At 71.2% G+C, this 19,333-nt stretch carries 23 protein-coding genes and 1 tRNA gene; 9 read left to right on the top strand and 15 right to left on the bottom strand.

Going from position 1 to position 19,333, the window contains the following annotated elements:
• The first annotated feature begins 55 nt into the window (after positions 1-55).
• On the top strand, positions 56-1,042 hold the full coding sequence (locus ACZ4M5_RS23110) for a helix-turn-helix transcriptional regulator (RefSeq protein WP_467739688.1): 987 nt from the start codon (positions 56-58) through the stop codon (positions 1,040-1,042).
• Positions 1,043-1,090: 48 nt separating this feature from the next.
• On the opposite strand, the gene ACZ4M5_RS23105 is transcribed toward ACZ4M5_RS23110, so the two are convergent.
• Positions 1,091-1,981, bottom strand: a complete 891-nt coding sequence (locus ACZ4M5_RS23105) for a TetR/AcrR family transcriptional regulator (RefSeq protein ID WP_467739687.1) — start codon at positions 1,979-1,981, stop codon at positions 1,091-1,093.
• 428 nt (positions 1,982-2,409) lie between these two features.
• Positions 2,410-3,408: a sigma-70 family RNA polymerase sigma factor gene (locus ACZ4M5_RS23100; RefSeq protein WP_467739685.1), complete on the bottom strand. Its 999-nt coding sequence runs from the start codon at positions 3,406-3,408 to the stop codon at positions 2,410-2,412.
• A gap of 195 nt (positions 3,409-3,603) precedes the next feature.
• Between ACZ4M5_RS23100 and ACZ4M5_RS23095 the strand changes: the two genes are divergently transcribed.
• Entirely contained in the window at positions 3,604-4,212 is a 609-nt protein-coding gene (locus ACZ4M5_RS23095) for a GNAT family N-acetyltransferase (RefSeq protein ID WP_467739683.1), read from the top strand.
• Positions 4,213-4,257: 45 nt separating this feature from the next.
• On the opposite strand, the gene ACZ4M5_RS23090 is transcribed toward ACZ4M5_RS23095, so the two are convergent.
• Positions 4,258-5,043 carry a dioxygenase family protein gene (locus ACZ4M5_RS23090; RefSeq protein WP_467739682.1) on the bottom strand — a complete coding sequence of 262 codons (786 nt, stop codon included), beginning with the start codon at positions 5,041-5,043 and terminating at the stop codon, positions 4,258-4,260.
• An 88-nt stretch (positions 5,044-5,131) separates the two neighbouring features.
• Here ACZ4M5_RS23090 and ACZ4M5_RS23085 point away from each other — a divergent pair, with 88 nt between their 5' ends.
• Positions 5,132-5,665, top strand: coding sequence for a MarR family winged helix-turn-helix transcriptional regulator (locus tag ACZ4M5_RS23085; protein ID WP_467739680.1), 534 nt, complete (start codon positions 5,132-5,134; stop codon positions 5,663-5,665).
• Between the two features lie 81 nt (positions 5,666-5,746).
• Here the strand turns inward: ACZ4M5_RS23085 and ACZ4M5_RS23080 are convergent, their stop codons facing one another.
• Positions 5,747-7,294, bottom strand: coding sequence for an MFS transporter (locus tag ACZ4M5_RS23080; RefSeq protein WP_467739678.1), 1,548 nt, complete (start codon positions 7,292-7,294; stop codon positions 5,747-5,749).
• 125 nt (positions 7,295-7,419) lie between these two features.
• Positions 7,420-8,064, bottom strand: coding sequence for a TetR/AcrR family transcriptional regulator (locus tag ACZ4M5_RS23075; RefSeq protein ID WP_467739676.1), 645 nt, complete (start codon positions 8,062-8,064; stop codon positions 7,420-7,422).
• Between the two features lie 713 nt (positions 8,065-8,777).
• Between ACZ4M5_RS23075 and ACZ4M5_RS23070 the strand changes: the two genes are divergently transcribed.
• Positions 8,778-10,247, top strand: a complete 1,470-nt coding sequence (locus ACZ4M5_RS23070) for a M6 family metalloprotease domain-containing protein (RefSeq protein WP_467739675.1) — start codon at positions 8,778-8,780, stop codon at positions 10,245-10,247.
• A 28-nt stretch (positions 10,248-10,275) separates the two neighbouring features.
• Positions 10,276-10,351, top strand: a tRNA-Arg gene (locus ACZ4M5_RS23065).
• A 68-nt stretch (positions 10,352-10,419) separates the two neighbouring features.
• On the opposite strand, the gene ACZ4M5_RS23060 is transcribed toward ACZ4M5_RS23065, so the two are convergent.
• The 10 genes from ACZ4M5_RS23060 to ACZ4M5_RS23015 form a co-directional block, all read right to left on the bottom strand.
• Positions 10,420-11,574 carry a tyrosine-type recombinase/integrase gene (locus ACZ4M5_RS23060; RefSeq protein WP_467739673.1) on the bottom strand — a complete coding sequence of 385 codons (1,155 nt, stop codon included), beginning with the start codon at positions 11,572-11,574 and terminating at the stop codon, positions 10,420-10,422.
• Positions 11,574-11,756, bottom strand: coding sequence for a helix-turn-helix domain-containing protein (locus ACZ4M5_RS23055; RefSeq protein WP_359978610.1), 183 nt, complete (start codon positions 11,754-11,756; stop codon positions 11,574-11,576). The genes ACZ4M5_RS23060 and ACZ4M5_RS23055 overlap by 1 nt, the downstream gene beginning before the upstream one ends.
• Positions 11,749-13,044, bottom strand: a complete 1,296-nt coding sequence (locus ACZ4M5_RS23050; protein WP_467739671.1) for a replication initiator — start codon at positions 13,042-13,044, stop codon at positions 11,749-11,751. The genes ACZ4M5_RS23055 and ACZ4M5_RS23050 overlap by 8 nt, the downstream gene beginning before the upstream one ends.
• 153 nt (positions 13,045-13,197) lie before the next feature.
• On the bottom strand, positions 13,198-13,443 hold the full coding sequence (locus ACZ4M5_RS23045) for a SpdD protein (RefSeq protein WP_467739877.1): 246 nt from the start codon (positions 13,441-13,443) through the stop codon (positions 13,198-13,200).
• Positions 13,444-13,468: 25 nt separating this feature from the next.
• Entirely contained in the window at positions 13,469-13,663 is a 195-nt protein-coding gene (locus tag ACZ4M5_RS23040) for a hypothetical protein (RefSeq protein WP_018471713.1), read from the bottom strand.
• 15 nt (positions 13,664-13,678) lie between these two features.
• Positions 13,679-13,870: a mobile element transfer protein gene (locus ACZ4M5_RS23035; RefSeq protein WP_467739669.1), complete on the bottom strand. Its 192-nt coding sequence runs from the start codon at positions 13,868-13,870 to the stop codon at positions 13,679-13,681.
• Positions 13,871-13,882: 12 nt separating this feature from the next.
• Complete coding sequence (locus tag ACZ4M5_RS23030) at positions 13,883-14,542, bottom strand: DUF2637 domain-containing protein (RefSeq protein ID WP_467739668.1); 660 nt, start codon at positions 14,540-14,542, stop codon at positions 13,883-13,885.
• Between the two features lie 88 nt (positions 14,543-14,630).
• The gene (locus ACZ4M5_RS23025) at positions 14,631-16,010 is read right to left on the bottom strand and encodes an FtsK/SpoIIIE domain-containing protein (RefSeq protein WP_467739666.1); all 1,380 of its coding nucleotides are present in this window, start codon (positions 16,008-16,010) and stop codon (positions 14,631-14,633) included.
• Entirely contained in the window at positions 16,010-16,366 is a 357-nt protein-coding gene (locus ACZ4M5_RS23020) for an SCO3933 family regulatory protein (RefSeq protein WP_004986804.1), read from the bottom strand. Before ACZ4M5_RS23020 ends, ACZ4M5_RS23025 begins: the two co-directional genes overlap by 1 nt.
• A gap of 466 nt (positions 16,367-16,832) precedes the next feature.
• Entirely contained in the window at positions 16,833-17,618 is a 786-nt protein-coding gene (locus ACZ4M5_RS23015; RefSeq protein WP_467739664.1) for a GntR family transcriptional regulator, read from the bottom strand.
• Positions 17,619-17,725: 107 nt separating this feature from the next.
• Between ACZ4M5_RS23015 and ACZ4M5_RS23010 the strand changes: the two genes are divergently transcribed.
• The 4 genes from ACZ4M5_RS23010 to ACZ4M5_RS22995 are packed head-to-tail and all read left to right on the top strand — an operon-like array spanning position 17,726 to position 19,326.
• On the top strand, positions 17,726-18,133 hold the full coding sequence (locus ACZ4M5_RS23010) for an NUDIX hydrolase (protein ID WP_467739662.1): 408 nt from the start codon (positions 17,726-17,728) through the stop codon (positions 18,131-18,133).
• Positions 18,134-18,179: 46 nt separating this feature from the next.
• On the top strand, positions 18,180-18,611 hold the full coding sequence (locus ACZ4M5_RS23005; protein ID WP_467739660.1) for an ATP-binding protein: 432 nt from the start codon (positions 18,180-18,182) through the stop codon (positions 18,609-18,611).
• Positions 18,605-18,952: a hypothetical protein gene (locus tag ACZ4M5_RS23000; RefSeq protein ID WP_467739658.1), complete on the top strand. Its 348-nt coding sequence runs from the start codon at positions 18,605-18,607 to the stop codon at positions 18,950-18,952. The genes ACZ4M5_RS23005 and ACZ4M5_RS23000 overlap by 7 nt, the downstream gene beginning before the upstream one ends.
• Positions 18,949-19,326 (top strand): hypothetical protein, encoded by a 378-nt coding sequence (locus ACZ4M5_RS22995; RefSeq protein ID WP_467739656.1) that lies wholly within the window; start codon positions 18,949-18,951, stop codon positions 19,324-19,326. Before ACZ4M5_RS23000 ends, ACZ4M5_RS22995 begins: the two co-directional genes overlap by 4 nt.
• Positions 19,327-19,333: the final 7 nt, after the last annotated feature.

Here is a 19,333-nt window from a genome sequence, read left to right as displayed (position 1 = left end):
AGGTAGAGGGCCTATAGGTCAGGTCGTGTCCTAGTGGTACGGCATCCTCGGGGACATGACGACGGACACCCCGGCCCGGCTGCTGACGCTCCTCTCCCTCCTCCAGACACCCCGCGAATGGCCCGGCGGCGAGCTCGCCGAGCGGCTGCGGGTCTCGCGGCGCACGGTCCGGCGGGACATCGACCGGCTGCGCGAGCTGGGCTATCCCGTGCAGGCCACCAAGGGCTCCGACGGCGGCTACCGGCTGGTCGCCGGCAAGGCCATGCCGCCGCTGGTGCTCGATGACGAGGAGGCCGTCGCCATCGCGGTCGGGCTGCGCGCCGGGGCCGGGCACGCGGTCGAGGGCCTGGACGAGGCGTCGGTGCGGGCCCTGGCGAAGCTGGAACAGGTCCTGCCGGGCCGGCTGCGCCACCGCGTGACGACCCTGCAGGCCGCGACCACGCCTTTGACCAGCGGGGACGGGCCGAGCATCGCGCCCGAGACACTGACCGTCATGGCCTCGTCGGCGGCCGGGCACGAGCGCCTGCGGTTCGCCTACCGGGCGGCGGACGGCACCGAGTCCCGCCGGCTGACGGAGCCGTACCGGCTGGTCTCCACCGGCCGCCGCTGGTACCTGGTGGCCTACGACATCGACCGGGACGACTGGCGCACGTTCCGCGTGGACCGGGTGAGCGAGCCGTTCGCCACCGGGGCCCGGTTCGTCCCGCGCGAGCTGCCCACGGGGGACGCGGCGGAGTACCTGCGGCGGTCCATGCAACGGCAGCAGCGGACCTACGAGTTCGAGGTCGACTTCGCCGCCCCCGCCGAGTACGTCGCCGCCCGCGTGCCCCACTGGCTCGGCCCGCCCGAGCCACTGGACGACGGCAGTTGCCGTCTGCGGGGGTCCGTCGGGGACGCGGTGCAGTGGATGGCGTTCCGGCTGGCGATGCTGGAGTGCGACTTCGTGGTGCACCGCCCGGCGGAACTGGTCACGGCCGTACGGGAGTTGGGTGCGCGGTTGAGCAGGGCGGCGGAGGGCGGGGCCGCCCGGCCGGGGGCGTGAGACCGGAGGTGCCCGGGCCGGGCGGGTTGAGACCCGGGCCTCCGAGCCTCACCCCGCCCACGGGAAGTCGCGCAGCGCCGCGAGGTTGCGCAGGGCGAGTTCCGCCGGACCGCCCGGGCCCTCCACCGGGCCTTCGCCCTCGGCCCAGGCCTCCATCGCGGTCCGCACGGCGGCACTGGCCACGGCAGCGGCGAACCGCAGGTCAGGCCTGGGGGCAACGTTGTCGAGGGTCCCCTCGCCGGGCAGAGGGGCAGGGTGGCCGGAGGCCGCCTCGCCGAGCAGAGGAGCAGCAAAGCCGCCAGGGCCCGACTCACCGCTCCGGGAAACACGGTTGCCGTCACCGGATCCGCTGGACTCACCGAACCCCCCGCGCTCATCGGCTCCATCGGACCTGCCGGACTCACCGGACTGATCGGCCCCACCGGCCCCACCGGCCCCACCAGACCCACCAGACCCACCGACCCCGGCGACACGTGTCAGTCGTTCCTCCAGCACCTCGGCCAGCAGCCGTTCCGACGCCTGGCAGACCTCCGCCCACACCCTGCGCAGCGACGGGTTCGCGTCAGCCAGGCGCAGCAGCGCGCGGACCCACTCCCAGGAGGCCGTGGAGACACCGGCCCCCGGCGTGAGGGTGTGGCGCGCGCCCTCCTCCAGGGCCCGGAGCAGTCCGACGTCGGCCGGGACGGCGCGTACCGCCTCCGCCCAGCGCCGGGACCCTGCCGCGTAGAGCGGGGCGACGGCCTCCTCCTTGGTGGCGAAGTACCGGTAGAAGGTGCGCGGGGCGATACCGGCGGCCTGGGCGATGTCCTCGGCGCGGGTGGCGCGCAGGCCGTGCCGTACGAAGAGGCCGGCCGCCGCCCGGGCGATCTCCATGCGCGTTTCGGCTTTCCGCCGCTCGGTCAGCGAGTGCGGCGGCGGGGTGGGGGTGGTGGTGCTCACGCCCGGCAGGCTATGCCCATGTGACACAATCTGCCATCTGGCGGGCCACCCCGTGGTTCAGGTACGGGGTGCCCCGCCCTCCAGCGCCCCTCCGACCACGCCGGAGGCTCTGGCGGCAGGGCCGCAGAAAGCGAGCCGGGCCCCGGCGTCCGGGGGGAGGGACGCCGAAGCCCGGCTGGGGAAAGTCCCGGCGCCGGGGGGAGTGCGACGGGACGTGGTGTGCGGGGATCGGGGACCGCGCCCCGATCCGAACTGGTGGACCCAGAAGTCTTGTTCCCTGCGTCCGGGGATTGAAGCGGCGTTACAACGCCATGTTTGCGCGGTCTTTCGCCACCCGGCGTACGCGGTGCCCTCCGGGCGCCTCCGGTGCGTCGCCCACGGGTCGTGGGGACGAGCCGGGCGCCCGGACGCTCACCGTGCGGCGGGGCTCAGGCCGCCGCGTCGAAGCCGGTGCTGCGGGCCAGCTTCTTCAGCTCCAGCAGCGCGTGCTTCTCGATCTGGCGGATGCGCTCGCGGGTCAGGCCGTGCTCCTTGCCGACCTCGGTCAGCGTGCGCTCCCGGCCGTCCTCGATGCCGTAGCGCATCTTGATGATGGACGCCGTGCGCTGGTCGAGACGGCCGATGAGGTCGTCCAGCTCCTCGCTGCGCAGCAGCGTGAGCACCGACTGCTCGGGCGACACCGCCGAGGTGTCCTCCAGGAGGTCGCCGAACTGGGTCTCGCCCTCGTCGTCCACCGACATGTTCAGCGAGACCGGGTCGCGGGCCCAGTCCAGGACGTCGGTGACGCGCTCGGGCGTGGAGCCGAGCTCGGTGGCGATCTCCGCGGGCTCCGGGTCCCGGCCGTGCTCGCGGTTGAACTCGCGCTGCACACGGCGGATCCGGCCCAGCTCCTCCACCAGGTGGACGGGCAGGCGGATCGTGCGGGACTGGTCGGCTATCGAGCGGGTGATCGCCTGGCGGATCCACCACGTGGCGTACGTGGAGAACTTGAAGCCCTTGCGGTAGTCGAACTTCTCGACCGCGCGGACCAGGCCGGCGTTGCCCTCCTGGATCAGGTCCAGCAGCGGCAGTCCGCTGCGGGGATAGCGGCGGGCGACGGCGACGACCAGGCGCAGGTTGGAGCGGATGAAGATGTCCTTGGCCCGCTCCGCGTCGGCGACCAGCGCCTCGAGCTCCTCGCGGCTGGCGTCCGTCTTGGTCTCCTCGAACCCGTCGAGGACCTGCCGTGCGAACACACCCGCTTCGATGACCTGGGACAACTCGACTTCCTTGGCGGCGTCGAGCAGCGGTGTGCGCGCGATCTCGTCGAGGTACATGCCGACCAGGTCGCGATCGGCGATCTCGCCGCCATGGGCGCGAACACTGCTTGCACCGTTCGCCGTCTCGCCGGTGGCGGACTGACGACGGGCGACGGCACGGGTTGCCATGCGTGCTCCCTTGCGAATTGAGGTCAGCGGGTGGTCCTTCGGGACGCTGGACTCCGTCTCGGGGACCCTTTCCGGACTCTCCTCGGGTGCCCTGCATCCGATGGAAACAACGACTGGAATCAGGACAGAATTCCCCACCCGGCGCTCGATTTTTCTGATCATGCAGTATCCTGCCCGGCCACACGAGGAGGAACGGTGTTCACGGAGCGTACAGAGGTGCAGGTCAGGCCGGGAGTCGAGGACGACCTCGAGGCCCTCACGGCCCTCTACAACCACTACGTGCGTGAGACGGCGATCACGTTCGACACGGCGGTCTTCACCCCTTCGGAGCGCCGTCCGTGGCTGCTCTCCCACCCTGAAGACGGGCCGTACCGCCTGATGGTTGCCACAGCGCTCACGCAGTCCCGGGAGCCCACGGAGCCCCTGGAGCCCACGGGTTCCCCGGAGTCCACGGAGTCCACGGAGTCCACGGAGTCCACGGAGCCGGGTACCGGGCGGATCCTCGGCTACGCCACGTCCAGCCCTTTCCGGGCGAAGCCCGCGTACGCGACCTCGGTCGAGACGACGGTGTACGTCGCTCCGGACGCCGGCCGGCGCGGCATCGGCACCCTGCTCTACGAGGCCCTCTTCGCCGCACTGTCCGGCGAGGACCTGCACCGGGCCTACGCCGGTGTCGCGCTGCCGAACGAGGCGTCCGTCCGGCTGCACGAGCGCCTCGGCTTCCAGCACGTCGGCACGTACCGCGAGGTGGGCCGCAAGTTCGGCCGCTACTGGGACGTGGCCTGGTACGAGAGGCCGCTGTAGCGACGCCGCATCCGTGCCGACGCCTCATCGAGGCTCCGGGGGCGGTCAGCCGAACTGCACCGACCGCTTCGCCAGACCCATCCAGAACCCGTCGATCACCGACTCGTGCGCGTCCAGCTCACCGGCGGCGTCCGCCGCGCCCATGGTCACGAACAGCGGGGCGAAGTGCTCGGTGCGCGGGTGGGCCAGCCGTCCCGCCGGCGACTTGCGGGTGAAGTCCAGCAGAGCGTCCACGTCCCGGCCCTCCAGGGCCCGCCGGCCCCAGTCGTCGAACTCCGCCGACCAGGCCGGGACGCCCCCCTGCCGGAGCGCCGCCAGGTTGTGGGTGAAGAAGCCGGAACCGACGATCAGCACCCCCTCGTCGCGCAGCGGGGCGAGGCGGCGGCCGATCTCCATGAGCCGGACCGGTTCCAGCGTCGGCATGGACACCTGCAGCACCGGGATGTCGGCCTCCGGGTACATCTCGACCAGCGGGACGTAGGCGCCGTGGTCGAGACCCCGGTCGGGGACGTCCTGGACGGGCGTGCCGGGGGCGCGCAGCAGCTTGCGTACGGACTCGGCGAGCCGCGGTGCGCCGGGGGCGGCGTAGGTCACCTCGTAGTAGTGCTGCGGGAAGCCCCAGAAGTCGTAGACGAGGGGGACGGTGTCGGTCGCGCCGAGGGCGAGCGGGGCCTCCTCCCAGTGGGCGGAGACGACGAGGATCGCCCGGGGGCGCGGCAGCCGGGCGGACCAGGCGGCCAGTTCACCGGGCCAGACCGGGTCGTCGGCCAGGGGCGGGGCACCGTGACTGAGGTAGAGAGCGGGCATGCGCTCCCCGATGGCGGCGGACATGCGGCGGCTCCTTCCGGGGACCTGTTACTTGAAAACTGTAAGACACACTTGTTTAAAGTTCAAGGAGAGTCCGCGTACAGTGGAGCACATGAAGGCACCCGCATCCGCACCGTCGCCGGGCTCCGCCGCGGAGCCCCAGGAACCGCGCTGGCTCACCGACGAGGAGCAGCGCGTGTGGCGGTCGTTCATGGAGGGCGTCACCCTCCTCGACGACCATCTCGACCGTCAGCTCCAGCGCGACGCGGGCATGCCGCACGTCTACTACGGCCTGCTGGTCAAGCTCGGCGAGTCCCCGCGGCGGCGCCTGCGGATGACCGAGCTGGCGAGGCTCGCGAAGATCACCCGCTCCCGCCTCTCGCACGCGATCGCGCGCCTGGAGAAGAGCGGCTGGGTGCGCCGCGAGGACTGCCCCGACGACAAGCGCGGCCAGTTCGCCGTCCTCACCGAGGAGGGCTACGAGGTGCTGCGGCAGACCGCCCCGGGCCATGTCGAGGCCGTACGCCAGGCGGTCTTCGACCGGCTCTCCCCGGAACAGCAGAAGTCCCTCGGCGAGATCATGCGGATCATCGCCGAGGGACTCCAGCCGGCCGAAGCGGGTGCGGACCTGCCCTGGCTCCGCTGAGCCGGGGCAGGTCCTGGATGTCGCGGGTACGAGGCGTCCCCTTCCCCGTATCCGCGAACGGCCCGAAGGTGGGCGCCGCCGTCAGTGGGCGACGACCGGGATCTGCACCTCGTCCGCCGCGCCCTCGTCGGCGCCGGTCGCCGGGGTCATGTTCGGCCGGCCGGCGTTGACCACCGTCAGGGCGATCGCGGCGGCCACCACCAGGATGCCGACCGCGAACCAGATGGCGCTGGTGTAGCCCTGCACCTGCCCCTCCAGCTGGACCAGCTGCTGCTGGGACCGGCTGGTCGCGCCCACGATGTGGTCGGCGATGTACGAGGTGGTCGCCGAGGCGGCGATGGTGTTCAGCAGGGCCGTGCCGATCGCGCCGCCCACCTGCTGCGAGGTGTTGACCATCGCGGAGGCGACACCGGCGTCCCGGGGCTCGACGCCCTGGGTGGCCAGCGACATGGCCGGCATGAACGCCGTGCCCATGCCGAGGCCGAGCAGCAGCATCGCCGGCAGCAGCAGGGCCGCGTACGACGAGCCGATCTCCAGCTGGGTCAGCAGCAGCATGCCGAGCGCGGCGACCAGGAAGCCGGGGCCCATCAGCAGGCGCGGGGCGACCCGGGTCATCAGGCGGGTGCCGATCTGCGTCGAGCCCGTGATCATGCCCGCGATCATCGGCAGGAACGCGAACCCGGTCTTGACCGGCGAGTAGCCCTTCACGATCTGCAGGTAGTAGGTCAGGAAGAGGAACAGGCCGAACATCGCGATGATCGCGAGACCGAGGGAGAGGTAGATGCCCCCGCGGTTGCGCTCGGTGACCACGCGCAGCGGCAGCAGCGGAGCCTTGACCCTGGACTCGACGACCACGAAGGCCAGCAGCAGCACGGCCGAGGCGACGAACATGCCCACGGTCACGGCGTCGCTCCAGCCGTTGGACTCGGCTCGGGTGAATCCGTAGACCAGGGCGACCAGGCCGAGGGTGGACAGGACGACGCCGGGGATGTCGAGCGGGGAGCGGTTGCGGCCGCCCTTCGGCTCACGGATGACGAAGTAGGCACCGGCCGCGGCGACGATGGCGAACGGGATGTTCACGAAGAACGTCCAGCGCCAGTCCAGGTACTCGGTGAGGAAACCGCCGAGGATCAGGCCGACGGCACCGCCACCACCGGCGATGGCGCCGTAGATGCCGAACGCCTTGGCGCGCTCCTTGGCGTCGGTGAACATCACGGCGAGCAGGGAGAGCGCGGCGGGCGCGAGCAGGGCGCCGAAGACACCCTGGAGGGCGCGGGCGCCGAACATCATCGCCTCGTTGGTCGCGGCGCCGCCGAGCGCGGAGGCCGCGGCGAAGCCGCCCAGGCCGACGACGAAGGCCTTCTTGCGGCCCCACAGGTCGGCTATGCGCCCGCCGAACAGCAGCAGACCGCCGAAGGCGAGGGCGTAGGCCGTGACGACCCACTGCCGGTTGCCGTCGGAGATGCCCAGGTCCTGCTGCGCGGAGGGCAGGGCGATGTTCACGATGGTGGCGTCCAGGACGACCATCAGCTGGGCGAGCGCGATGAAGACGAGCGCCTTCCAGCGGCCGGGATCCGGTTCGTCCGGTACGGCCGGGGTGACGCGGGCCTTGGAGGCTGTTTCAGACATGGGGGTACCCACTTCGGGACTTCGTGACGGAAAAAGTGCGACGAAAGGTGACGGCTCGCCCGCTGCGGCGGCCGCTGGGACTGTCGCCTGGTCTACAGACGTGTGGAAAGGGCGGAACTAATCGGTCAGGGGCGGCGCAGGTCCTCCAGGGTGGTGGCCGTGCCCGGCAGGACTGAACGGGCGGGAGCCCGCAGCCCGTCCAGGAACAGCTGGAGATGACGGTGGACGAAACGGTCGGCGCGGAAGCAGTCCGTACCGGCCGGGGGCCTGCTGAGCTGGGCCACGCCGATCATGACGTCCCCGACGTCCACGTCGGAGCGCAGCTGACCGGCCTCCCGGGCCCGGTTCATGACTTCCTCGATCTGCCGCTCGACGCGCTCGCGCGCGGCCTCCAGGTCCGGGTGGTGCTGGTCGAACGTGCTGGAGACCATCGGGCAGAGCGCGCTGACCCGCTCGTCCGCGGCGGCGTGCACGAAGCGCTCCAGCGCCTCGAACGCGTCGCCGGTCTCGGCGAGCGCGGACTCGGCCGCCGCGATCGTACGGTCCATGACGGAGCAGACGACCTCGCGGACGAGGGCGTCGCGGTCGGGGAAGTGGCGGTACACCGTGGCGTTGCCGACGCCGGCCCGGCGGGCGATCTCGTCGAGCGGCACCTCGGGGCCGTGCTCGACGAACATCTCCCGGGCGGCGGTGACGATCCGCTCCCGGTTGCGCAGGGCGTCGGCACGGGGCCGGGGCGCCTTGCGCTGTGCGGGGGTGGCGGTCTGCACGGTGCACTCCTGTGGCGTGTGGTTGATGATCCGGGGAGCGGCTCCCCGTTTCAGTCGGACACATGGCTAAACGGGGAGTGGGTCCCCGGTATTTCCCGTCAGCGGAAACTTTGTTTGTGACCTGGGTCACATTGGCGAGGGGTGCGGCGGGGCGGCCCACCGTCGGAAGCAGGCGGCTGAGCGGCCCACGGCCGGAAATGGGCGGCGGAGTGGCCCACCGTCGGAAGTGGGCGGCGGAGTGGCCCACCGTCGGAAGGAGGCGACGGAACGGCCACCGTCGGGGGTGGGCGGCGGAACGGCACGGCACAGCCGGAGCGGATACCGAGACAGGGCCGAGTGCCCCGGACCACCCCGGACCCTTCCCCCGCGCAAGTCGACGGTGCGGGCTACTCGCGGGAAACCCACGATCGGTCTCGTCCAGCGGGCGACCCCGCACACGGCGCCGCAGGGTGAGCGCAAGGGTGCAGCCGGAGACGGGAGGCTGCCGTGGCGCGGGAGGTCCCTTGCAGGTCCCTGGCACGCAGCCACAGCCGCAGCCGCGGCCCCGGCGCCCCCGCACGAGCAACGCGGGGCCGCTCGGCCACCGCATACGCCGACGCGGTGGTGAGGACGACGGCGAACAGGTCGGCGGCGGCATATCCCGGCGGGGGAAGAGCGGCGGACACCCGCCCCGACGCCACGACAACAGGGGCGACGACAACGGGGGCCACGCCATGGGTGGCCACCCCACGGGTGGCCACGACAAGGGCGGCCACGACAAGGGTGGCCACGACAAGGGGGGCGACGACAAGGGCGGTCCCGAGCCGCTCCCCCGCCGCCGCATACCCCGGCGGCGTCTGGCCGCGCTGGCCTGCGTGACCGCACTGACCTTCACGGTGAGCACCTCGGCGGGATCGAGCCACCTGGCCCCCGACGCCATGACGGCGGGAGCGGCCCCGTCCGCCCTGTCGCGCACGCCCGCGCACGCCCCCTGCCTGATCCGCCCGGCCCGCGAGGTCCAGATGTCCGAGGGCATCCCGACATCGGCCGGCTACGCCCGCTCCACCGGCACCGTGCGCGCCCTCACCCTGATGATCGACTTCTCGGACGCCCCCGGCGAGGGCCGGGCCCTGGACCGCTACCGGGAGTTCTTCCCGCAGACGACGGAGTGGTTCCGCACCAGTTCCTACGGCCGCCTCGACTACCGTCCCGAGACCCCGATATCCGACTGGCTGCGGATGCCCCAGTCCTTCCACGACTACGGGATAGAGCGCGGGGCCCCCTTCGAGCCCGGCTACCGCGCACTCGTCCAGGACCTCGTCGCCGCGGCCGACCCGAAGGTGGACTTCGGCCGCTACGACCTGCTGAACGTCCTGGTCACCCCGAACGCGGGCCCCTCCGCTCTGGACACCGTCCTGTCCGTCACGTTCGCGGGCAACACCGAGGCCCCCCAGGCCGACGGCGTCCCCGTCGCCAACGCCTCGTTCGTCTACTCGCGCCAGGACGACGGATCAGGCTCCTACGACCGCACCGGCTACCGGGTACTCCCCCACGAGAACGGCCACGTCTTCGGCCTGCCCGACCTCTACACCGCCGAGGGCGGGGGCGCGGTCGGCCACTGGGACATCATGAGCGAGGACTGGGGCGCCAACAACGACTTCCTCGGCTGGCACAAGTGGAAACTGGGCTGGCTGGACGCGGCCCAGGTGCACTGCGCGGCCTCCCCCGGCACGACGGAGTTCACCCTCACGCCCCTCTCGGAGGCGGGCGGCCCCAAGCTGGTCTTCCTCCCCGTGGACGGCAGGACCGGTTACGCCGTGGAGGTCCGCACGCGCGCCGGCAACGACGAGGCGGTGTGCCGCCCGGGCGTCCTGATCTACGAGGTCGACGCGGAGGTCGACACGGGCATGGGCCCGGTCACGGTCCACGACGCCCGCCGCGACAGCGGCGGCTGCACCCGTTCCCCGAACGTCCACGCCGAGTTGTCCGACGCCCCGTACACCCCCGGCGAGACGTTCCGTGACACACGAAGCGGGGTGGAAGTGCAGGTCACCGGGGAGGGCCCGGAGGGCGGTTACCGGGTCAGGGTGACGAGGGGCGCCCGTACGGGCACGGGAAGCCCACCGGGCGTGGCGACGGGCACCGGCCCCCTCTCCTCCCCCGCCCCGACCCCCCACCGCCCCGACCCGCATCCGGTACGCTGACGCCTGTGGTCTTCCGGACCACACCACTGCCTTCGTAGCTCAGGGGATAGAGCACCGCTCTCCTAAAGCGGGTGTCGCAGGTTCGAATCCTGCCGGGGGCACCAGCCAAAAGGCCCCGGACCGATCTTGGTCCGGGGCCTTTGACATCCACTTCTGACATCAACGGCGTCGGTCACTGACGACCGGGACGCCGCTTCCTGAGTAGCCGGTCCATGTGGCTCATGGCCTCCCGCTGCGTGTCCTGCACGACGTGCGTGTAGACATCCATAGTGATGCTGATCTGGGAGTGCCCCAGGATCTCCATCACCACGCGGGGCGCGACCCCGGCCGCCGTGAGGAGCGTGGCCGTGCCGTGCCGGGCGTCGTGCAGCCGGATCACCCGGAGGCCGGCGGACCGGGCGACGCGGGTGAAGGACCGGTAGAGGTTCCGCGGCTCGACCGGGCGGCCGGTGCGGGTGGTGAAGACGTAGTCCGACTCACGCCAGGTCTCCCCCGCTTTCGCCCGAGCCGCCACCTGCCGCATCCGGTGCCAGCGCAGGGGCGCAATGCAGAGCGCGGGCAGCGGGACGGCACGGCGACGACGGCTCTTGGGATCGTCGTCGTACAACACGCCCCGGCGCCGCTGCACCTGCTGACGGACGTACAGCACGCGGCCGTCGAGGTCGACGTCCGCCCAGCGCAGGCCCACGATCTCTCCCCTGCGAAGCCCCATGGCGATGGCGAGCACGAAGGCCGCGTACAGCGGGTCCTTACGGGAGGCCGCCAGGAAGATGAGCGTCTCGTCCAGTGTCCAGGGCTTCAGCTCGCGGTTGTCTGTGCGAGGAGGTTCGACGAGCTTGGCCACGTTCCGCGTGATCAGTTCCTCGCGGCACGCCGAGGACAGCGCCGAACGCAGCACACGGTGTGCCTCCTTGGCCGTCGCCGCCGTGGTCTTCTCCTCCAGGCGGACGAGGAAGCGGCGCACGTCGGCGACGCCCAGCGATTCGAGCCGCTTGGCACCGAGGAGCGGTACCAGGTAGAGCCGGACGTGCGCTTCGTACTTGTCGTACGTGCTGAGCTTCCGCCGAGGCTTGATGACGTTGTCCAGCCAGTACGGCAGCCACTCGGCGAGTCTGGCCGACCGGGTCGGCACGGGCACGCCCTGGTCGACCTTGTCGAGCAGTTCCCGACGCTTGGCGTCGCACTCGGCCCAGGTCTTGCCGTAGGCGAACTTGCGGGCACGGGTGCCGTCCGGTTGGAGGACGTACACCGCGCACTGGAAACGGCCGTCCTTGCGCTTGGTGATGGTGCCGGCGCCGTTGGGGTTCCGCTTGCGTTGCTGGGCCATCAGGCCGCCGCCTCCAGTTCGTTGGTGATGTACTCGCGGACGGCCCGCGCCGGGATGCGGCGACACCGGCCGATGGTGATCGAGGGCAGGCGACGGGACCGGATCAGGTCGTAGACCGTGGAGCGTCCGACCTTCAGCCGCGCCATCACGTCGGGCACCGTCAGCAACTCGTCATCACGCATGGGTCGGTTCTCCTTCCGTTCCGGGAGCGGGTTCGAGGGTTTCGGCGAGCCAGGCTTCGGTGTTGGTGAGGCCGGTTCCGGCGTAGACCCAGTGCGCGAGGACGAGGGTCGTGTCCGGGTCGGTCTCGGCCGCCGCCAGGGCTTGTGCGCGGCGCCATTCGGCGCGGGCGTCGCGGAGGGCGCCGAGGGTGGTGGAGTAGCGGCGGGACTTGGTGGAGAAGTGGCCGCGGAAGCCGAGCATGTGGGCCCAGGCCCGCAGGCGGAGGTATTCGAGGTCCTTGCGGGCGCCGAGGGTCCAGGCGGTGCGGATCAGCCGGCGGGCGTGGTCGCTGATGTCGAGCTGGGCGAGTTCCGCGAGGAACCTCAGGGGCCGGTCCAGAGCTCCCGTCGCCGTCTCGGCGCCCTTGGTGGCGTACTTGGCGATGTATGCGGCGACGGCCCGCTCGGTCAGCGCCTGGCCGCCGTCGAAGTCGGCCGAGCGGATGGTGCGGACGTCGAGCTGACGGCCGAAGGTGAAGGTGTGGGCGCGGCCGTCGATGACCGGGCCGTCCACGCGGGCGGCGGTGGCGGCGGCCCGGATGGCGTCGGTCAGCAGCTCGGCGGTGGCCCAGGCAGGAGGCGGGGTGTCGCCGCCCTCGGGGCCGTCGATGCGGATGACGGCGTGGAAGTGGACGGCTCCGCGCTTTTGGTACTCGGCGACCTTGGCGAAGGACACCCGGGCGTAGTCGCAGAAGGCCCGCTGGGTGAGGCCGGCGCGCTTGGCGACCTCCCGGCGCAGGTAGATGGAGAAACGCCGCCACAGCGGACCGGCGTGCGCGTTCCAGAGCACGGCCGCTTCGTAGTCGTAGGTGTCCGGGTCGAGCGGGGTGCCGAGGGCGGGGTCGTCCTGGTCGTGGAGGGCGCCGCAGCGGCAGCGGCGGACCGAACCGGCCGGGCCGGTGGGGCGGTTGTGGACCGGGCCGAAGCTGGGCGCGGTGAAGGTGGCGAAGACGCGCGGGTGTGCGGCGACGCGTTCGGGGACGCCCTTGCCGCCGCGCAGGCCGGAGGTGATCAGGTGGAAGGTGTCGCGGCGGTACACCTCGGCGCAGGCCGCGCACCGGGTGGTGCGGCGGTTGTTGCAGCGGACCAGGAGGTGACCGGCCGGGAGGCTGGAGGAGTCGAGGTGGTGGAGGACGTTGCCGATCTCGCCGGTGCGGGTGTCGACGGCGTATTCGGTGCGGTGGCCGTCGAGGCGGATCGGGTGCGTGCAGCCGCCGAGGCCGGCGAGCTGGCGCAGGGGTGCGGGCATGGTGCCCAGGGCGGCCAGTTCGCCGAGTTCGTGGAGCGGGGGCGGAGTGGCGCGGGTGATGATGGCTTCTCCTTCTGGTTTCGGCTGGAGGGAGAGGGCCCCCGGGGCGGCGGATGCTTGGCGGTATCGAGGCCGCCCCGGGGGTCTGGTGTGTCAGCGGCGGTGCTGGTCGCGGAGCATCGAGCGCAGGACCACGGCTGCGACGGCCACGGAGACGGCCGTGACGGCGACGGCGGCCAGGAGTGCGGTCAGCACGACGCCGCCGACGAGGACGGCCGCGACCGCTCCCGTGCTGACGGAGATATGAGGGGCGGGACGCCGCGCGGGCGCCCGGTCGGCAACGGTGCGGGGGTATGCGGGCGGCGGTGTCGGGCTGTCGGGGTACTTGGGCAGGAACACGGCGAAGCTCTCCTTACCTACTCGTCTAGTCATGTGAGCCGTTGACGATGTCCACGCCGGAGCGCGTACCGGACTCGATGGCCGGGGCCATGAACGTGTGCGAGAGCCAGAAGCCGAAGAGGGCGATCAGGACGACGATCCACGTGCGGACGCCGAGGAACTTGACCGCTCCCCAGGCGAAGAAGCCGAGGACGACGACGAGCGGCAGGCTGACGGTCACGGTTTCCGGGTCCTTTCAGCGGACGGGGCAGCGGTGGGTACGGGCGGCCAGCTCGGCGGCAGCGCGGCTGTCGTAGTCGGCGGAGAAGCCGCAGCGCGGGGCTGTGCAGGCGGCGGTGTGCTTCTCCTGGCCTCGACCGTCGTAGGACGTGCCGACCTGAACGGGGCCGATGCGGGTGACGGAGCGGAAACGGCGGCTGGCGGTCACGTGGGTCTCCTCTCAGAGCTGGGCGGCGATAGCGTCGGCCATGGGCGGCGGGACGCCGAGGCGGGCGCGCAGGGTCGGGGTGTCGATGGCCGCTCCGGTGCGGGCGTGGTGCTCGGCGGCGACTTTGCGGGCGTGCTCGACCAGGGCGGCCGGGACGGCGACCGGCGGCGGGGCCGGAGCGGGAGTCGGTACCGGCTCGACTGCCGGAGGCGCCGGGGGTTCCGGTGCGGGATCGGGCGCGTCCTCCTGGTCCTCGATGTCCTCGGGCGCCTCCTGACCCACGGCGCCGCTGGTCTCGTCGTGCGTGGTCGGTGACGAGTGGGCGAGGAGGGTTCCGCCGAGGAAGGCGACCGCGGGCCAGCCCGCGACGAGGATGCGGAGCCAGGCCGGCACGTGGTCCAGGTCGAGCAGCCCGGCAGTGGCGACGTTCGCGCCCAGGGACGCGGCGAGGGCGATCAGGAACCAGCACCACCCGGCCGCTTTCGCGTCGCCGGACCGCAGTCGGCGCCAGGCGGCGACGAGCAGCAGGTCGACCGAGACGGGATAGGCCCACGCCTTCCACCCGTCCTGTCCGGCCGCCGAGGCGACGTCGTGCAGGTGGGCGAAGGACAGCGCGGCGGCGATGACCGCTTGGACGAGCACCGCGTCGACGCGGGCCAGGTGGGCGCGCATGCTGCGGCTCCTTCCGGGTTCGGGCATGGGAGGGGTAGGGACATGGCGTGAGGCGGTCACGCCGACCGGGGATGCGTGCGGACGCGGGTCAGTCGGTCACCGGGCGGGGCCGCACGGCCGGGCTCGGGGTCTCGACGGGCAGCCGTACGGGCACGTCGGGCCGGAAGGGCTTGAGCGCGGGCAGGTCGGGGACCATGTGAGCCCACTCGCGGCAGGTCTCGGCGGCGTCGCCGAGGGAGAGGTACGGCGTGCGAATGCGGGACCAGCCGCCGGAGGTGTCACCGGCCACGGCGAGGCCGGGCCGTTCGGGGGCGATGGCGCAGGCGGCGGAGACCGCCTCGGGGGCGATGTCGCCGAGGGCCATCTTGGCGGAGGCCTCGTCGTTGACGCGGTGGCAGACGCGGCCGGTCAACTGGGCCCGCAGCATGGTCGCGCCCTTGCCTAGTTCGGCGCCGAAGCGCTGGCCGCAGACCTCCAGGTAGATGCCGGCGGCCCGGCCGAGCTGGGCGAGGCGGATGAGCTGGGTGACCATCTCGTCCCGGCGTTCCTCGTCCTTCTTCGTGGCGACGAGGAAGAGTTCGGCCACCTCGTCGACGAACAGCACGACGGGCACTGGGCGTTCGTTCTCGGGCAGGCCCCAGACGTCGGAGGTGATCTCCTCGTCCGGCGTGCTCGGCGCAAAGCCCTGCCGGGCCTTGATCAGGTCGTACCGGTCCTCCATTTCCTTGATGAGCACGGGCAGCAGCTCGGCGGCCTGCTCCGGGTCGGTGGCGAGCGCCGACAGGCGCGGGGCGAAGGGCGCCAGTTCCACGCCCCGCTTGCAGTCGATGCCGACCAGGGCGACGGGCTGACGAGCGAGGCCGGCGACGAGGTGACGCAGGTACATGGATTTGCCGGACAGCGTGGCGCCAAGGGTGAGTTGGTGCGGAACGGTGCGGTAGTCGCGTACGAACGGAGTGGCGTCCTCGCGCAGCGCGACCGGCACCCGGAGCAGGTCCGGGCGGAGCTTGCGCGGCATACGCACCCGCCGTAGCACGTCGAAGCCGACGAGCCGCAGTTCGACCACGCCCGGCTTGATCGTGGTCACGTAGACGGCGTGGACGCCCCAGGCGTGCCGCAGCCGTTCGGCGGAGGCGGCCACGTCGGCGGGTTCCTGCCCCGGGGCGAGCCGCAGGCGGACCCGCAGCCCCGTCGTGGTCGGCCGGATGATCCCCCGGCGCGGCGGTACCGGCCGGACCTCGCGGCGGGAGGTGGCCTTAACCGCCAAGACCCGCAGCCGGGAGGGGGCCACGGTCAGCCCGCACGCCTCCATGACGGAGCCGTAGGAGCTGAGCAGCCGGACCGTGGACACCGGTAAGCCGACCGTGGACCAGTAGACGCCGGGGTGTCGCGCCCGGGCGTAGGCGGCCCCACCGCCGAGCGCGGCGACGGGACCACCCACCTCCAGAAGCGTTGCCAGGTCGGTCATCAGGCCGACGCCCCCACGGCGGCAGGGAAGGCGGCCGGAGTGACGGCGGCGGCCCGGAAGGCGATGCCGTGGCGCTGTTGGCCGTTGAACACGCTCTCCCACGGTCGGGCGACCAGGCCCGGCAGGGAGACCGGGGCACCGAGGGCGAGCCCTTCCGACACCCCGCTCTCCGGAACGGTCACCTTGATCAGGGACGACTCCCCCTCCTCGATGTACACGACGCCGATGGTCATCAGCGCCTCACCGCTGACGGCGTCCTTCGCGATCTCACCCGACTGCCGGTCGCGGACCTTGGGCTCGGGCGCCTCGGTCAGCAGGATCGTCGCGGCCGAGGTCTCCACACGGATGGTGCGCAAGTTTCTTCCCATCTACTCGTCTAGACAAGATGCATCCTTCGAACCCGGCGACGCCGGGAACGGGATCACCTTGCCACACAACTTGCCCACTCGTCTATACGAGTATGCATGCCGGTGTGTACGAGTTCCTCGTGGCAACCTGAGGAGGCCCCGACGTCAGAACCGAAACCGCGCTCTCTGCCCGTTGATGCGGATCAGGAAGTCCGTGAACGGGTCTCCGCCCCCTTCCGGGACGAGAACGAGACCTGCTGTGTGAATGGACTCGTCCGCAACTAGAGCCGCTTCCTCATCCCCTCGCCTCCAGGCATCGCGCGAGGTGTCGAAGAGGGGGCGAAGCGCGGCCCACCCGGGACCGGGCTCGAAACGACAGTCCGTCCAGAACATGTCGACCTCTTCCAGCAGCAGCGTTCCGACGAGTTGATCTCCTTGAGAGAGCCTCCAGCTCTGCACAGTCGATCACCCCTCTCTATGTGGCCGGGAGCTGGTACGACAATACGTAGGCGTCGGCCGCCATCACCGTGTCGCAGACCTCCACAGCCCGCCCCGCAGTGTCGAAGGCGGTGCGGATCAGGTGGATCACCGGCACACCCGAGGCCAGTTGCAGCGTCTTCACCTCGGACGGCGAAGGCATCCGGGCCCGGATCTCCTCCTCGAAGTGGTCGAGCTGGTGGCCCAGCTCCTCGAGCCGGGCATAGATGCCGCCGGGGCCGGGGTTGGGTTCGGCGATCTGCGTCCCGCGGGCGATGTCGAGCGGGAGGTACGAGGTGGCGAACTCGACCGGCCGTCCGTCGAGCAGGTACCGGCGACGCCGGGCGAGCACGCGCCGCACGGAGCCGAGGCGGGTGGAGATGTCCTGGCTGGCCTTCTCTTCCTTGACCTCCAGACTGTCCACCTTCGGGTGACTGCCGGCGGCGTCGGCCTCCACGATGAACGCGGACTTGCCCTGCTCGCGGTGGCGCCGGGCGAACCGGTCCGGGGCGAGCCGCCGCACCGGGGGTCGCGGCCGAACGAAGACGCCCTTGCCGTGCTCGGCGTGCACCAGGCCCTCGCCCTGGAGGACCGAGAAAGAGTTGCGGACCGTCATCCGGGAAACGCCGTAGTGCTCGACCAGCTCAGCCTCGGAGGGCAGCTTCTCCCCTTCCTTGAATCGCCCACGGTCGATGGCCTCGCGCAGCTGGTCGGCGATCTGCCGGAAGACCGCACGATCACTGGTCGGATCGAGGCCGCCGAGAATGCTCGGTAGAGACGTCACGCGTACTCCTTTAGGTATCTAGACGAGTGGGCGAGTGTTGTTGCTACGGTGGAGAGCCTAGTCAGCCGAGAGGGCCGAGGAACGTGAGCACAGAACGCCCGCACTCCGTGAGCGTCGCCGGGGTCATCGTCGATGACCAAGGCCGGGCCCTCCTGATCAAGCGCCGCGACAACGGTCATTGGGAGCCCCCTGGCGGAGTCCTCGAACGTGAGGAAACCATTCCCGAAGCCCTCCAGCGCGAAGTTCTGGAAGAGACCGGCATCAAGATCGAGCTTCCTGCGACCCTGACCGGCGTCTACAAGAACATGACGGGCCTGATCGTCTCCCTCGTCTTCCGCTGCCAGGCAGCCGACGGCACCCCCACCACCGGAGACGAGACCCGCGCACTGCGCTGGGCCACCCGCGAAGAAGTCATCGACCTTGCCGACGAGGCCTACGCGATCCGCGTCCTTGACGCACTCGACGCGATGTCTCCGCCGGCCATCCGCGCCCACGACGGCGTGAAACTCGTCTAGCCCGAACCCGCTGCACATGGCGGCCTACCAGCATGAAGGAACTTGTATGCACGAGTATACGAGTACAGCCCGGGTCTGGGGACTGTCTTGCCCAGGTTTCCCGGAAGAGGTCAGCCGGGCCCGCCGCTGGACCCGGGACATCCTGCGCGGATCTCCCCTGGCCGACGACGCCGAGCTGATCGTGAGCGAGCTGAGCTCGAACGCGATCCTCCACACCGCCAGCGGCATGCAGACAGGCAGCTTCCATCTGGCACTCGCGGTGTCCCCGCAGGTGGTCGCCCTCTCGGTCACCGACGAGGGAGGCACCGGCACGGCCCCGAAGGTCGAGCGCCAGGACGACCAGGCCGAGCACGGCCGGGGCCTGGGCATGGTCAACGCGCTCGCACACCGGGTCTTCGTCTACGACAGTTGCGGCGGCTACACGGTCACGGCGGAGCTGTTCACCGAGGCCGGACAGGCAGGAGGGCGTCCATGCTGACGGCCGCCCCTGCTGCGACGCCGAGGCCCGAGAGCCAACCACTTCCCTACCAATGCCGAGCCGCCGCCTACCCGATGAACGAGGCCCACTCCATCCCCTTGGGATCCCACGAGACCACAAGCCCGCGCCTCGCCCTGCGCTGGTTACGGGAACGCACGCAGCACATCACTGACCAACTCGACGGCGCTTACGCACAACCAGGCCTGTACTGGCTGACAGACGAGGCCGAGCACGAACGAGCCCTCGCCTACATGACCTGCGGCACGGGCTACCAACTCGCCCTCCACGACGACAGCACCCGCTATGTACTACTGGCCTACCCGGCGGGAGCGACCCCATGAAGAAGCTCACCCGCGGCTACTGGTGCGAATGCTGGACTCAAGACGTCAGCACGACCGAACGACCGGCGCTCCTGGCCTCGTTCGACGCCTACTCCGCACCCCAGGCAGACCGATGGGTAGCCATCGCGCTCCGCACCATCTCACCGGCACTCGACACCGACGCATCAGATCAAGCATGGGCATGGCTGTACGAGGAGCGTGCCGAGACCCGAAGGGCCCTGCTGCGCTCGGAACCTTGCACGGTGACCATCACGCACGCCGGCACTCGCATCACATGGACCATCCGGCCAGCGCTCTTCCTGCCCCTCGCGCACCGACAAGCCGCTGAACTCCCCGCGTGCACACAGAGCTTCAAGCCTCATCGCACAGACTGAGTTACAA

The organism is Streptomyces sp. NPDC026246 (assembly GCF_055567995.1).
Note: the sequence above shows the minus strand (reverse complement) of the source record. Positions and strands in the feature narration are given on the sequence as shown.